The following is a 13,762-nucleotide window of genomic DNA, read 5'->3' on the forward strand; positions in this document are numbered from 1 at the left end:
GATGAGCTCACGAGAGGCTAACAAAGGATAGCTTCGTTGTGAAATCCGATCATCCGGCACCCTACATCTATCAAATAGATCTGGGGAGTACGGCAGACATCATCCTGGATGGCATCACGCAGGGGATAAGTGAAGTCTGGGATCAGCGCGAGGCGGTCATTGTCGGCCGATGGCAGGGTTGGCACCGATGGCTCGGACGCTGAGGCGGCTTCATGGCTCGGTGCCATATAACGCAGCATCGGAAGGCAGCTGCCATCAGTGCGCCATGGAGTGCCTGACAAGGCGAGCGTAAAGCGAACATCGCGCTCCAATGCCAAGAGTGCCAACCCCCATTGATTGGCGCCGGTGGCTGCCGAACTGGTGTAGGCGTTTTTTGCGGCGCATGCTGTCGCGCCGGCGGCATGGTGGCTTTCGTCCCAGACCAGCAGGACACGCCCTTGGCGACAGAGTTGCTTGAGGTCCTCCAGGCGGAAGCTGAGCGCTTGATAGGTCAGCGCGATACCGATGTCCCCCAGCCTGCCCTGCATGGGCTGCCCCAGAATTTGCGAAAACGTCTCGCGTGCACGCTCCACCACGGCAGAGGTGGGGCCGAGATAGATGACGTGATCAATGCTCCCGTTGAGAATCAGCTCCTCAGCCAGGACGGCGGCCATCAGCATCTTGCCCGCACCCGGGGTGGCCTGGCACAGGAAATGGGGCTGCTGATCCGAAAGCCGTTGAAGCGCTGTCTCAATACAACGCGCTTGCCAGGCTCTGAGTGTCGGGCTTGTCAGAGAGGGCAGTAATCGATTGATCTGACGCGGCGTCATGAGGCACCTCCAGCATGGCGTTTTGCAGAGAGCGCCAGCACGGCAGCCAGTTGTCCCTGGAGTTCACAGGCGCGCTGAATTGCATCCTCCTGGAGTGGAGCGATGTCGGGTTTCGCCTCCGGATAGTCCTTTGCCAATTGATAGAGGTGCTCGGCTTCCGCGCTCGCGGCCCGCATGGATTTTTTCAAGGCTCGACGTTGTTCCTGCAGTGCTGCATCGAGCGGTAGATGCGATGTGCTATCGGTTTTCGACGTGGCAAGATCCTGTCGATTGCTCGGCAGTGGGATATCCGGTGAGCGCTCCGAAGTGCTATCGATGAGTTGATAGACACGGCGACGCTTGCCGATGGTGTCGGATTGCACAACCTGACCATCAATGACCAGGCGATCGATCAGGTCACCGACCCGCTGCAGGACAATAATGGGTTTATAGCCCGCCAACTCTGGATGTTTCATCAGCTCGTTGCGGCAGCTAACTTTCGTGAAATGAGTCGGTTTATCCTTCAAGGCTTTCAGCCACTGCTGGAAGTGCTGTTTGATCAACTGTCCTCGCCGATAAGCTGCGGCAGTCGAGGAATCCTGGAATGTGGGAGTGCTCGAGGTGTGAGGGGGAGGAGAGCGACGCTGGCTCTCTGAGGTGATGGTAGATGTCGAGTCGTGTGACACCGAAGTCTCGGGCGTTTGGGAAGACTCGGCTATTGCCTTGCCCGTAGCAGAGGGCGCAAGAGGAGTAGATGAGGGTGTTGGTGTGGTGCGAGAAGAATTCGAGGTCATGACAGCACCTCGCTGCAGTCGCCAATGACGCGTGAGCGACAGTCTTGGGAAGGGGGATCGGGATAGCCGCCATAGGGGGTGGGTAGATCGGGGCTACGCGGGGATGCCGTAGTCTGAATGACCATGGTTGAAGCTCCTTTGTGTTGGAGCCGCTCCCGCTGTCGCCAAACAGTGATGGGGGCGGCCGTACACGGGTTGGCGAACCGGCCACAAAGGACACCGGCAGACCCGAGGGTCTCCCGCGCACGACCGCCATAACGCATGGCAGACACAAAAAAAGCGCCAACCATGGTACGGGGCGCTTATGCGCCTTTGTGGTTTCGAGTCGCCAAACCCGATCGAGGATTTTGCCTCGATAAATCAAATCTAGCAGATGAAAGAGAGGTCGTAAATATCACCCATCGGGAAAAGAGGCGTCTATTCGAAGTTGGCCTCAATATCGTGAAAATTCGCCTCTGGCGTGGCACGTTGCCATGGCATTCCGTCGAGGGAATCGGGAGAATGCTGCCTTTCTTTCAGCCGCGTAGCGAATCGATAGTCATGACGGAGTTGGTGGATCGGCCCTTGGCCGGAATTGTTCTCAGATTGCTGTCCGGTGTGTTGTTCACCGGCATGATGGTGTGTGTGAAGGCGGTCAGCGAGACGGTGGAAGTGGGGCAGACGGTGTTCTTTCGTTCGGCCTTTGCCTTGATCCCGATCATGATCTTCATGATGTGGCGCAAGGAGTTTCCGCGTGGTCTTGCGACCCGTCGACCGGGCGGGCATCTGCTGCGCTCCGGATTCGGTGCGGCCGCGATGTTTGCCTCCTTTGCGGCGGTGGCCTTGCTGCCCATCTCGGAGGCGACGCTGCTGGCACAGCTGACGCCGGTCATGATGGCCGTGGGTGGTGTGGTCTTGCTGGGGGAGCGGTTCAGTCGGCAACGGGCGTTGGCGCTGGGGCTGGCCTTGGCGGGAGTATTGGTGCTGATTCTGCCGTCGCTGAACCTCGAGAGCAGTACCGGCAATGTGACCGGCTACGTGCTGGGGGTACTCTCGGCACTGCTGACGACTGGCGCGTTGCTGACGGTGAGGCGTATCTCGCGTACCGAGACGGCCGGAGCGATCGCCTTCTATTTCATCCTGGTCTCGGCCTTGGCCGGCCTGGCGACGCTACCGATGGGATGGGCGCCGCTTTCACAAGAGGCGCTGGGGCTGTTGGTGCTGTCGGGATTGTTCGGGGGGGCCGCGCATATCTGCATGACACTGGCATTGCGCTACGCTGAGGCGTCCCGCCTGGCACCCTTCGAGTATGTCGCGTTGCTCTGGCCGATTCTGGCGGACCTGCTGATCTTCCATGCCCCCATCTCGAGTGGCTTCCTGTTTGCCCTGCCCCTGATGCTGGCAGGAGCAGGGCTGGCCGCCTTCGAAGGGCGTCAGATCAGATGGCCTCTTCGACGATGAGCTGTGGCTGCCCCTGGGAGCAGGGCTCGATGCGGGCAGCCACGCGATAGACCTCACGCAGTCGCTCCGGGGTGACCACCTCAGCGGTCGGGCCGCTGGCGATGAGGCGGCCGTTCTGAAGCAGCATGGCCTGGTCCGTGAAGCGCAATGCCTGGCCCAGGTCGTGCAAGGCGGCAATGATCAGCATGCCTCGCTCGCGGGCGAGGCGGCGCAGAATGGTCAACAGCTGCAGCTGGCGATGCAGGTCCAGTGCGGAGGTTGGCTCATCCAGCAGCAGAATCTCGGGTGACTGCACCAGCGCTTGGGCGGCCCCCACCAATTGGCGCTGGCCTCCACTCAGATCACTGATGTCCCGCTCGCCCAGCGCGCTGATTCCCAGATCGTCCAGTGCACGCTCTACCTCGGCCATGTCCTCGGGCTGAACCTTCAGGCTGCGGCCCTGCATGCGCGCCAGAAGTACCGATTCATAGACCGTCAGCACGGCATTGACGCCGGTGTCCTGTGGCATGTAGCCGATGGGGCGCTGGCGAGTCGCGCCCTCGACGCGTGCCTCTCCACCGCCGTCGATCAACCCGAGGATGCGCCGGAACAAGGTCGACTTGCCGGCGGCGTTGGGCCCCAGCAAGGCCACCACCTGGCCCCCTTCGAAGCAGGGCGTCGTGACCTCCGCCAGAATCTGGCGGCGACCATAGTGGGCGGACAAGCGATCAAGCGTGAGCGTTACCATGAGGATGACTTCTGTCGCAGGATGAGGAACAGGAAGAAGGGAATGCCGACCAGTGAGGTGATGATGCCGATCGGGATCACCGTACCCGGCAGGATGATCTTCGACAGCACTGAGCCGATCGAGAGAATCAACGCCCCGCACAGGGCAGAGCCGGGCACGAAGAAGCGTTGATCTTCCCCCAGCAGCAGGCGTGCGATATGTGGACCGACCAGTCCGATGAAGCCGATGGTGCCGACGAAGGCGACGGCGATGGCAGCCAGTAGCGAGACCAGTACCAGCACTTCCAGGCGCAGCGCCTTGGGTTTGACGCCCATGCTTTCCGCCTTGGTATCTCCCAGACGCATGGCCGTCAGTGCCCAGCCATGACGTGCCAGCAGCGGCAGCACGATCGCCAGAACGCCGAGCGAGACCCAGAACTTGGGCCAGGTGGCCTTGGTCAGGCTGCCCATGGTCCAGAAGACCACGGCGGCCACGGCCTGTTGGCTGGCGAAGAACTGGATCAGGGCCATCAACGAATTGAAGATGAAGACCATGGCAATGCCGAGCAGCACGATGGTCTCGATCGTTACGCCACGCTTCATGCTCAAGGCGTGGATGAAGAAGGCCGTGATCATGGCCATGACGAAGGCATTGATGGGGACCACATAATCGATGGCGGCGGGAATGATCGCGACGCCAAAGGCCAGTGCCAGCGCGGCACCGAAGCTGGCCCCGGCCGAGATGCCCAGGGTGAAGGGACTGGCCAGGGGATTGCTCAGGATGGTCTGCATCTGGGCACCGGCCACCGACAGGCTGGCACCGACCACCAGCGCCATCAGGGCAACGGGCATGCGAATTTCCCACAGGATGACCCGCACCTGATCACTGACGGAGTCCGGGGAGATCAATGCCGCGATGACCTCATCGAGCGGGAAGCGTGCCGGACCGAGCGACAGGTCCAGACACAGACTCAGGAACAGTGCCACGCCCAGTGACACCAGAATCAGTTGTCGTTTGACCACCGAGGCGCGGTAGTGGCTCCCCCCTTGCGAGAGGGGAGCGGAAGAGGTGACATCATTCATCTTTCAGCGATACCCAGTAGCCAGGTGCGTAGTCCACGGGCAGGAAGCGTTCGTGCAGCTCCTGCATGGTGGCTTCCGGGTCAAGATCGGCAAACAGCTCCGGATGGAACCACTTGGCCATCTTCTGAACCGCCACGAAGTAGTAGGGGCTGTTGTAGAACTGATGCCAGATGGCGTGGAAGTTGGCGTCGTCCACGGCTTGAATGCCTGTCATGGCGGTGCGCTGGGTCAGAGCCTGGAGCTTTTCGCGAGCGAGATCCTGATCGGCCCCCGGACCGACACCGACCCATTTGCCGCCCGGCACATAGGCGTCCCAGCTTCCCCCTGTCACGACGACATGCTCAGGGTTGGCGGCGATGATCTGCTCGGGATTCAGGGTGCCGAAGGTGGAGGGAATGATGCCTTCGGCAATGTTGTGGCCGCCGGCCAGATCAACGTATTCGCCGAAGTTGCCCGGCCCGAAGCTCATGCAGCAGTCGTCGGAGTAACCGCCGGCGCGATCGATGAAGACGTCAGGGCGCTGTGGGTCCTGCTTCGCGATGACATCGGTGACGCGAGCCATCTGCGCTTCGGTGTAGGCGATGAACGCTTCGGCTTTGTCTTCCTTGCCTAGCAACTGGCCCATCAGGCGCATCGACGGCGTGGTGTTCGCGAGTGGATCCTCACGGAAGTCGACGTAGACGATCGGGATGTCCAGCTGTGCCAGCTTGTCGTCATAGGCCGCGTCCTCGGTTGCCTGACGGGCTTCCAGATTCATCAGCACCACATCCGGCTTCAGGGCTGCTGCCTGCTCGACATCGAAGGTGCCATCCTTGAAACCACCGAAGGTCGGAATCTTCTCGAGTTCGGGGAAGCGTTTGGCGTAGTGGGCGTAGTTGTCCGGGTCGGCTTGAGAGAAGTCTTCACGCCAGCCGACCACCTTGTCGAAGGGAGACTCGGGCTCCAGCGCGCCCAACAGGTAGACCTGGCGACCCTCGCCCAGGATCATGCGCTCTACCGGGGCGTCGAGGGTGACTTGCCGGCCGGCAACATCTGTCAGAGTGATCTCATCGGCGACAGCGCCGAAGCTGGAGGCCAATAGCAGGCCGCCGGCTGTCATGGAAAGCAGAGGCTTCATGTGTGACTCGCTGGGAGGGTAAGGAAAATTCATCGGGCGCGTTGTCGCCCGCACGGCTGTGATCGATGCAGGACAGGTTGCATCTCATTATCATCTGCGTTGCGATTATGAAGTAATTCCCGATGAGCGTCGATATGGTCCCTGTCGTCTCGTTTTTCGTCGGTGTCGTTACTTGGTGCTCCAGCAGGCAACGATTTGGAGCGAGAGTGTCGGCCAACGGCACTGGCCCCCAGCAAGCAACGTTGTCTGGGGGCCGGCGAAGAGGGAAGAGGGAAGAGCGGTCGGCCATCTGCTTCTGGGCTGTCACTACACTCAAGACTGCGATGACGTGCTGGAAGGGTGGTGTTACAGCCCGTGGCTCGAGATGGCTGAGGTCATTTGGCCGCGAAGATTTCCTTTACTTCCTTGTCGCGCACCTTCTTCGCCATACCGGTCAACAACACCTTGAACAGTAGGCCACTCACCAGGGTGGAGAGCGTCAAGGTGAAGAAACCAGCCAGGATCCAGTCCACCAGCACGAAGCCGCTATTCGTCAGGGTCGGGTGATAGAACACCATGCCAGCGAAGACCACCCAGTGGCTGATGCAGAAGAAGCATTGGAAGAGGTGGCCGATCATGTGGCCGAAGCGTTGTGCGTACTGACGCAAGGGTGCGAACAGCTCACCCTGGGTGATCGAGATCGCGATGCTGCTGGCCGCCAAGGCCATCACCAAGCAGGTCCATAGCGCGTTCAGTGTCTCGGGGGAAAATACGGTGGTCATGGGGATCCTTGTGTGTCTTCGTCAAAGTGACGAGTGGGAAAAGTGAGTGGGTCGTGCTCAATGTCTGTCGATGCGGGTGTCTGGTTATCTCTCAGCCTTCTGTCTAGCGTGCGGTCAGCATCCGCTCGACACCCCGGGTGGCAGCATCGATGGCGCCCGCGAGATGACCCGGGTATTGCGGCGACCATTCACTGGCGATACCGAACAGACGTTGCTGCCAAGGGTCTTCATTTGCCTCCAGCAGCGGCACCGAGACATGGGATGCCACGTCTTCCAGATCTGCCGGGCTCGCGATGAAGGGTGAGGTTGCCCAGTCCTTGAGGTATTCCTGCCAAGGATGTGCCGCCTCAGCGCCGAACAGGCGCACCAGCTGGGATCGACAGTGCTGGCGTAATGCGTCCGGCGTGATCTGACGTCGGTGACCTGCCGGGACTCCCACGAACCCGAAGAGTGCCCCGAGGCCTTCCCTTGGGCTGGCATCGTGAATCTCCACCATCGGGCCACGCGCGCTGCGTGCGACACCGGACAAGCCGGCCTCGCGCCAGAAAGGACGCTCGTAGACCGCAAGATACTTGGCGTGGGGCGCCATCCAGGTCGCGGTCTGCTGCCACTGTGCCGCAAGCGCGCTCGGCAATGCCGGCGTGAACTGAATATGCTGGAGTGCCTGACGTGGCGGAATAGCCAACAAGACCTGCTCCACTTCGCAGCTCATGCGTTGCCCGCTGTCATCCTCGGCACTCAGCGCAATCCCGTCTGGCAAGCGCTCGAGATGACGGACGACCTGCCCAGTCAATACCTTGTCCGCGGGAATATCGCGACGCAGTCGCTCGATCAGCGCCTCCATTCCTCCCACCACACGCATGGCGGTCAGCGAGTCCCTGATGCCAGCGGTGCGCAGTGGGCTCTTGTCCGTGGCGCGCTCGAGGAGGCTGTCGCCCGTCACATGTTGTGCAAAGCATTCCAGGCCCAGTGTCTGCATCAGTTGCGCCATTTCGCGCTGATGCTCCGGCCAGAACCAGGTAGGCCCCAGGTCCAGGCGGTGCTGTGCTCCTGTCTCGGCAAGGGACGGCATTGCGGAAGCGATACGGCCTCCCATGACGTGCTGGGCTTCGAACACCCGATAGTCATGAATGCCATGCTGCTCCAGTTGCCAAGCGGCATAGAGACCTGAGAGACCAGCTCCGATAATGGCAACGCGTGGCGAAGGTGTGTTCATTCACCCTCCAGGGCGATCAGATGCCCCATCTTGAGGTAGAAGGTCGCTCCCTCTGCGCCGGCTGAAAGCGCCAGCGGTTCGCTGGCTGGCAAGCGCAGCCAACTGCCGGCAGGGCAGGACCCGTGCCCTGGATGCAGGCAACCCTCCAGCACCAGCAGCTCGGCACCGCCAGTGTTGACCAACAGCGGAAGCTCGGCATGTGGCGCCAGGCGCTGCAGGCTCACCTGCTCGGTCGCACTGGTATACAGTGGGCAGATCTCGCGGCCATCCTGCTCACGCCAGTTGGCCGGGTCTCGAGTGTTGATGCGTACCGCCTCATGCTCCTCGGACGGCATCTGTCGTAGCTTGACGAAGATCACGCAGCCGTCGGTGCTGCTAGGGGTGTGGCGCGAGTCTGGCGGGTTGCGCAGGTACCACCCGGCAGGGAAGTCCCGCACGCCATCTTCGGTGAAGGTACCGGACAGCACGAGAATCTCTTCGCCTTGTGGATGCTCATGTGCTGAAAAGTGGGAGTCTGGTGCATATCGGACCAGGCTGGTGGCCCGTGCCTTCTCCTCCCCGATACGGTCCAGCATCATGCGCTCGACCCCTCCCTGGGGGGACGGCACCCACTGGTAATGGTCCGGTGTAATGCTGGCACGTTGTGAAAAGTCGGCATTGAGGCGCATGTAGGGCATCTCCACGAGGGCGAGAGAGGGAAGAAAACCTTTTTCCATGTCTGGCGGTCATCACACTCGAGCGCCATGGCATGAGCAGGGCAGGACAGACACCTATGAGCTGTCACGATCCGTCTATGCGGCGTATTCTGGAAGCTGACTGAACATTCAACAAACGAGATTAACTAGGCAGTAGGGAAAGAAAAACTTTATCGCCATGACATCGCCCAATCATCTGAATGCCTTGCGTGCCTTCGAAGCGAGCGCCCGCCACAAGAGCTTTGCCGCTGCGGCAGAGGAACTGCACGTGACCCCTGCCGCTGTCGGCCAACTTGTGCGGGGACTGGAGGAGTGGCTGGGTGACTCGCTGTTTCATCGTGCCAACAGCGGCAAGACACGCCTTGTCCCGACGGAGCTTGCAGAGCAGGCACTGCCGGATATCCGTGCCGGATTCGAGAAGTTGTCACTCGGGGTGGAGCGCCTCAAGGATGGCACTCGGCGTAGCGTGCTGACGGTGACGGTCAGCCCCGCCTTTGCCGCCAAATGGCTGTTGCCACGCCTGCATCGGTTTCAGGCGGCGTGGCCGGACATCGATGTGCATCTGGATACCAACCACAAGCCGGTCGATTTCTCACGGGAGCGGGTGGATATCGGGGTACGCTACGGGCCAGGCAAGTGGAGGGGCGTGGTGGCTCAAGAGCTGATGCACGAAGAGGTCTATCCGGTCTGCTCGCCCCAGCTGCTGCGTGACCCCGAGCGCTTGAAGACACCCGCAGCCCTGCTGGAGGAAACACTGATTCACGACTTGTCCATGGAAGGCTATGACGGCTTTCCTTCGTGGGGTGGCTGGTTCAGGAAGGCGGGTCTTACGGATGCCGATTCATCGCGCGGTCTGCAGATCAACAACTCTGCCGCAGTGCTGCAGGCCGCGATTGATGGTCAGGGCATTGCGTTGGCACGTGGAGTCATGGTGCATGATGACCTTGTCTCGGGGCGCCTGGTCAGGCTGTTTGATGAGGTGATGTGTGCCTCCTCTCTGGCCTATTACGTGATCCACCGGCCCGAGGTCACTCAGGTGGCCAAGGTACAGGCATTTCGGGAATGGTTGCTGGAAGAGGCCGGGCTCAGTTGCCGAATACCTTCCATCCCGGCGTCGTGAATGGCTCTGTGGTCAAGCACATCGGGGGAGCCTAGAAGGTGCCCGATGGCCACTGATAGAAAGAAAAGGCGAAAATCCTGTCTTGCCGCATCCGGTTGCACGACATGCCCGTATCTCCCTGCATCGAACGCAAGATGTCATGAAAACAGCACATGCAACACGCTGACCTGACAGCCTTGTCGGAATACTCAATCGACTTCCTCAGCGAAGTGATGCAATCGGAGATATCAGCATGCAGCAGGGTTCCCAGGCAGTGAATCAAGGGCGTTATGGTTATTACATCGGTGTATTTGGAGTGGTGCTTCTGCTCCTGTGGCTGGGGATCTACAAGTTCACGCCCACAGAAGCGGGATTGATCGAGCCGCTGGTGGCCAATCACTTTGCCATGAGTTGGCTGTATGACGTGATGTCAGTCCAGATGGTGTCCAATCTGGTCGGGCTGTCAGAAATACTGGTGGCGATCGCCATGATCGTCGGTCTGAAGTATCGCCAGGTGGGCTACTATGCAGGGATTGCCGGCAGCGTCATCTTCCTCTCCACTTTGAGTTTCCTGTTCACGACTCCTGATGTCTGGAAGGTCACGGATGGCGTACTGATCGCCAACTTCTTCTTGGTGAAGGACATTCTCTTCCTGGCAATTTCCGTCAGCATGGTGGAACGAAATCGACCGATCAACGCTGACTGATTTCTCTCTATGAAGCCTCAAGGCGCTCGGCAATATTGCCGGGCGCTTTTTTGCGTGGCTCACGCCTGGCTTGGCGGGGCATCAGCCAGTCACATCCATGAGCTGGCTCACGACCCACTGATGCAGCGGGTCGTCGTTGTAGCGAGGGTGCCAGGCAGCGGTGACATCAAAGGGCTCCGGCAATGTTTCGAGTGCCAGCTCTACCAACTCACCTCCGGTGATCGCTCCGGCAGGGAGAAACGCTACTGAATCTGTGGCTTCCAGGTAAGCCGGGACGACCGAGAAGCAGGGGGCGGAGATCGCGACATTGCGGGCAAGGCCCTGCGCCTTGAACCAGTCATCCAGCGAGCCCTTCAGATTCGGGCGCGAGGGCGATGCAATGATGTTCGGGTGGCGGGCTATGTCCGCCAGTGTCACCGATTGATCAGCGATCGAGGAGTGCTTCGAGGTCATGCACACATGACGATCAGAGAAGAGATGCCGGCTGGGGTAGGACTCTGGCTGGTAGTTGGGAAAGGCGATGGCGAGGTTGACGTGATTGCTCTCCATCAAGGCATGCAGAGTATCGATCTCGAAGTCCCTCACCACGATCTTGAGCCCCGGAGCTTCGCGGCGCAGTTCAGCCAAGAGCGTCGGTAGCACGATCTGTTGTGCGTAGTCTGTGGCGGAAATGACGAAGGTGCCCTGCACGGCTGCCGGGTCAAACTTCTGGGGAAATTGCCGCGTGGGATTCGCATCAACGCCATCAATCCCACCGTGCTGCAAGAGGCTTGGGACGTGTATGGCGAGATGATGCCGGGCTTCCAGCCCGTGTCTGGCGCACTGGTCGGCAAGGCGTTCGAGCGCTCCGTCGATGGCTTCATCACCGGGGAAGTGATCTTCGTGGATGCCTGATCGGGGAGAGAAAGGTGTCAGCCCGCGTGGCTGACCGACCTCTGATGTAATGAACTGAAACGCCACAAGGGGAGCCGAGGCTCCCCTTGTGGCGTAAGCATGACTGAATCCAGCCGAGGGTCAGAAGTCCATGGTCAGCCCCAGGTTCAACCGGCGGCCATCCAGTACCACGCCGTAGGTGTCATTGGTGACTTCCTTGTCAGCGATGTTGTAGAGGCCAGCCTTGACGCGGGCGTTCTCGTTCAAGGCATAGACAACGCCTACATCGAAGAAGGTATAGCTGGGGGTGCCTTCGCTCATGCTGGTACGTGACAGGTAATCACTGGTTTCGCCACGGTAGTTCCCCTGTGCCCACAGGTTGAGGTCGTGAGTGGCTTGCCAGTCCAGCGCCACGTTGAGCATATGTTCCGGGATCTTGTTCAAGGGCTCGCCCTTGAATTCACCACTTTTCTGCTCGGAGTCGGTGTAGGTGTAGCTGGAGCTAAGGTTCACGCTTGGCGTGATGGCATAGTCCAGTGACAGCTCGACGCCCTGCATGACAGCTTCGTCGATGTTGCGGTAGGTGCTGACGAAATAGTAATCAGTGCCGGCATAGTTGCACTCACGGAAGGCGGGGTCGGAGAAACCTGCATCCGGGCCCTGGCAGAGGCGGTCTTCGGAGATCTTGTCCTTGAACTGAGTGTAGAACAGGGTGGCGCCGGCGCTGAGTGTGCTTGACTGGTTCTGGAAGACGGTGCCCAGCTCGTAGTTGGTGCTGGTCTCCGGATCCAGCTCCTCGTTACCGATGATGACGGCGCTGCCCCGACCGGTTCGGCGCCCAAAGCCCTCTGTCGCAGCGGATAGACTCGGCTGACTATAGCCTGTGGAAACCCCGCCCTTGAGCGTCCATTGCGGATCAAGGTGATAATTGGCATAGACGCGTGGCGAGAGATGTCCGCCAAACAGCTCGTCATCGTCGTAGCGTAAGCCGGTGGTGACGTTGAGGTCCTCAGTCAGACTCCATTCCATCTCGACGAATAGTGCGGCAATCCAGCGATCGACGTTATCGACGGCACCCGGGACATTCGAATCCAGCAAGCCATTGGTTTCATCCGTCAGCTGCTCGAATTTGTACTGACCGCCGAAGGTCAGCATGTGGTCGCCCCAGAAGTACGTGGTCTGGTTGTTGAGCGTGGTAACTTCTTCGCGCTTCTCATCATCGGAGTCCAGCACGTTCTCCGAAATGTCGTGCTGTAGATAGGTGTCCGTGAGGAAGCTGCCATAACTTCCCTTGTGGCCAAGGGTATAGACATCCTTGTCGTAGCGATAACGACTGGTTTCGGAATCATCCGGGATGCTCACGCCAGCATTGTGAGTGTATTCCTTCTTGGAGGCGGTATAGCCGAGCGTGAACGCATTGTCCTCATCTGGTGTCAGCGTGAACTCGGCACCTCCTTGACGTGTATCGCTGTCGGGCATGCTTTCAGCATTGTCACTACCGCCCTGGTAATCGCTTTCTTCATAACCGGTCCAGTTGCCATGGACCTTGAGGCCAAGCAGGCCATCGACGAGCGGCCCGCTGGTATAGAAACTCAGCTGCTGCCCGTCGTTGCTGATGTCATTGAGCGAGTAGGTATATTCCGTCGTGACAGATCCCGACCACTCATCCGCCACCTTCTTGGTGATGATGTTGATGACGCCGCCCATGGCTTGTGAGCCGTACAGCGATGACATCGGTCCGCGAATCACTTCCACTCGCTCGATCATCGAGATCGGGGGGAGGCCAATCTGCTTGCCTTCATCATTGCCATTGGTATTGACGGAGCGGCCAGCCGAGAGAGGGCGGCCATCGATCATGTAAAGCGTGTAGCTGTTGTCCATCCCTCGAATACTGATGTCCTGAGAATTTCCGCCCCCCGTGACATAGACGCCAGGCACATTATCCATGGCATCTGTGATGTCCGTGTACGACTGCTTGTTGAGCTGCTCGCCGGTAATGACCGAGATACTGGCAGGAGCATCCGAGATCACCTGTTCGTAGCCGGAAGCTGTCACCACCACAGGTTCCAACTGGCTGGAGTCGTCAGCCTGTACGCCAGCAGGTAGGCAAGCGGCGGCGATACTGATGACCAAGGCCGATCGAGCAAAGGGGAGTGCGGGGACTGTCATGTTCCTGAATCCTTGAGATCGCGATTATGTCGTTATTGAGCCACGAGGTTTTTTAGGGCTGTGGGCCACTGAGTGCTCTGTTGACGTCGACTTCGGGTAGGGAATGCGACAGGCGTCATCGCATCAGTGTCGATCTTTTTCTCGTGTTTACGAAAACAAATGATAAACATTCGTATTTTTTAGTTTAGGTATGTTTCTTTGCTGTCAGAGTTGCGTTCTGCGCAACCCTCGGTGGTGGCATGGAGTCGTCCGTAAATTGCGGGTTGTGCAACGCACAGTTGCATGATTTTGAGGAAATAGCCGTGCTAGGATCGCA

13 protein-coding genes are annotated in these 13,762 nt (G+C 59.6%); 3 read left to right on the plus strand and 10 right to left on the minus strand.

The annotated features are described in order from the left end of the window. Positions 1 to 17: 17 nt before the first annotated feature. Together AC5WNJ_RS06165 and AC5WNJ_RS06170 are read right to left on the minus strand one after the other, a co-directional pair. Positions 18 to 809 (minus strand): DEAD/DEAH box helicase, encoded by a 792-nt coding sequence (locus AC5WNJ_RS06165; protein ID WP_495930713.1) that lies wholly within the window; start codon positions 807 to 809, stop codon positions 18 to 20. Then, a complete protein-coding gene (locus tag AC5WNJ_RS06170; protein WP_495930714.1) occupies positions 806 to 1,351 on the minus strand; it encodes a VspR family transcription factor in 546 nt (181 codons plus the stop codon). Before AC5WNJ_RS06170 ends, AC5WNJ_RS06165 begins: the two co-directional genes overlap by 4 nt. A 771-nt stretch (positions 1,352 to 2,122) precedes the next feature. Here AC5WNJ_RS06170 and AC5WNJ_RS06175 point away from each other — a divergent pair. Next, positions 2,123 to 3,022 (plus strand): DMT family transporter, encoded by a 900-nt coding sequence (locus AC5WNJ_RS06175; protein WP_176676769.1) that lies wholly within the window; start codon positions 2,123 to 2,125, stop codon positions 3,020 to 3,022. On the opposite strand, the gene AC5WNJ_RS06180 is transcribed toward AC5WNJ_RS06175, so the two are convergent. The 6 genes from AC5WNJ_RS06180 to AC5WNJ_RS06205 all read right to left on the minus strand — a co-directional run bounded on the left by AC5WNJ_RS06180 (position 3,000) and on the right by AC5WNJ_RS06205 (position 8,572). Beyond that, complete coding sequence (locus AC5WNJ_RS06180; RefSeq protein WP_176676770.1) at positions 3,000 to 3,749, minus strand: ABC transporter ATP-binding protein; 750 nt, start codon at positions 3,747 to 3,749, stop codon at positions 3,000 to 3,002. The genes AC5WNJ_RS06175 and AC5WNJ_RS06180 overlap by 23 nt on opposite strands. Next, entirely contained in the window at positions 3,743 to 4,810 is a 1,068-nt protein-coding gene (locus AC5WNJ_RS06185) for a FecCD family ABC transporter permease (protein ID WP_176676771.1), read from the minus strand. The genes AC5WNJ_RS06180 and AC5WNJ_RS06185 overlap by 7 nt, the downstream gene beginning before the upstream one ends. Next, positions 4,803 to 5,927, minus strand: a complete 1,125-nt coding sequence (locus AC5WNJ_RS06190) for an ABC transporter substrate-binding protein (RefSeq protein WP_285460342.1) — start codon at positions 5,925 to 5,927, stop codon at positions 4,803 to 4,805. Before AC5WNJ_RS06190 ends, AC5WNJ_RS06185 begins: the two co-directional genes overlap by 8 nt. Positions 5,928 to 6,301: 374 nt before the next feature. Further along, complete coding sequence (locus tag AC5WNJ_RS06195; RefSeq protein ID WP_271302054.1) at positions 6,302 to 6,688, minus strand: DUF1360 domain-containing protein; 387 nt, start codon at positions 6,686 to 6,688, stop codon at positions 6,302 to 6,304. A 103-nt stretch (positions 6,689 to 6,791) separates the two neighbouring features. Continuing rightward, positions 6,792 to 7,904, minus strand: a complete 1,113-nt coding sequence (locus AC5WNJ_RS06200) for a flavin monoamine oxidase family protein (RefSeq protein ID WP_495930715.1) — start codon at positions 7,902 to 7,904, stop codon at positions 6,792 to 6,794. Next, positions 7,901 to 8,572, minus strand: coding sequence for a cupin domain-containing protein (locus AC5WNJ_RS06205; RefSeq protein ID WP_495930716.1), 672 nt, complete (start codon positions 8,570 to 8,572; stop codon positions 7,901 to 7,903). The genes AC5WNJ_RS06200 and AC5WNJ_RS06205 overlap by 4 nt, the downstream gene beginning before the upstream one ends. A gap of 205 nt (positions 8,573 to 8,777) precedes the next feature. Between AC5WNJ_RS06205 and gcvA the strand changes: the two genes are divergently transcribed. Next, entirely contained in the window at positions 8,778 to 9,719 is a 942-nt protein-coding gene (gene gcvA, locus AC5WNJ_RS06210) for a transcriptional regulator GcvA (protein WP_495930717.1), read from the plus strand. A gap of 232 nt (positions 9,720 to 9,951) precedes the next feature. Further along, entirely contained in the window at positions 9,952 to 10,404 is a 453-nt protein-coding gene (locus AC5WNJ_RS06215; RefSeq protein WP_253062021.1) for a DUF417 family protein, read from the plus strand. A gap of 81 nt (positions 10,405 to 10,485) precedes the next feature. Here AC5WNJ_RS06215 and AC5WNJ_RS06220 read toward each other — a convergent pair whose 3' ends face one another. Continuing rightward, positions 10,486 to 11,169 (minus strand): LysR substrate-binding domain-containing protein, encoded by a 684-nt coding sequence (locus AC5WNJ_RS06220; RefSeq protein ID WP_495930718.1) that lies wholly within the window; start codon positions 11,167 to 11,169, stop codon positions 10,486 to 10,488. A gap of 249 nt (positions 11,170 to 11,418) precedes the next feature. Beyond that, positions 11,419 to 13,446 (minus strand): TonB-dependent receptor domain-containing protein, encoded by a 2,028-nt coding sequence (locus AC5WNJ_RS06225; RefSeq protein WP_176676777.1) that lies wholly within the window; start codon positions 13,444 to 13,446, stop codon positions 11,419 to 11,421. Positions 13,447 to 13,762 lie beyond the last annotated feature (316 nt).

It is taken from the genome of Cobetia sp. PDI-23MA (assembly GCF_059507735.1).

Coding starts and splice junctions, on each gene's coding strand:
- AC5WNJ_RS06175 (WP_176676769.1), top strand. CDS start 2,123: ATGACGGAGTTGGTGGATCGGCCCTTGGCCGGAATTGTTCTCAGATTG.
- AC5WNJ_RS06215 (WP_253062021.1), top strand. CDS start 9,952: ATGCAGCAGGGTTCCCAGGCAGTGAATCAAGGGCGTTATGGTTATTAC.
- AC5WNJ_RS06200 (WP_495930715.1), bottom strand. CDS start 7,904: ATGAACACACCTTCGCCACGCGTTGCCATTATCGGAGCTGGTCTCTCA.
- AC5WNJ_RS06225 (WP_176676777.1), bottom strand. CDS start 13,446: ATGACAGTCCCCGCACTCCCCTTTGCTCGATCGGCCTTGGTCATCAGT.
- AC5WNJ_RS06185 (WP_176676771.1), bottom strand. CDS start 4,810: ATGAATGATGTCACCTCTTCCGCTCCCCTCTCGCAAGGGGGGAGCCAC.
- AC5WNJ_RS06180 (WP_176676770.1), bottom strand. CDS start 3,749: ATGGTAACGCTCACGCTTGATCGCTTGTCCGCCCACTATGGTCGCCGC.
- gcvA (WP_495930717.1), top strand. CDS start 8,778: ATGACATCGCCCAATCATCTGAATGCCTTGCGTGCCTTCGAAGCGAGC.
- AC5WNJ_RS06205 (WP_495930716.1), bottom strand. CDS start 8,572: ATGCGCCTCAATGCCGACTTTTCACAACGTGCCAGCATTACACCGGAC.
- AC5WNJ_RS06165 (WP_495930713.1), bottom strand. CDS start 809: ATGACGCCGCGTCAGATCAATCGATTACTGCCCTCTCTGACAAGCCCG.
- AC5WNJ_RS06190 (WP_285460342.1), bottom strand. CDS start 5,927: ATGAAGCCTCTGCTTTCCATGACAGCCGGCGGCCTGCTATTGGCCTCC.
- AC5WNJ_RS06195 (WP_271302054.1), bottom strand. CDS start 6,688: ATGACCACCGTATTTTCCCCCGAGACACTGAACGCGCTATGGACCTGC.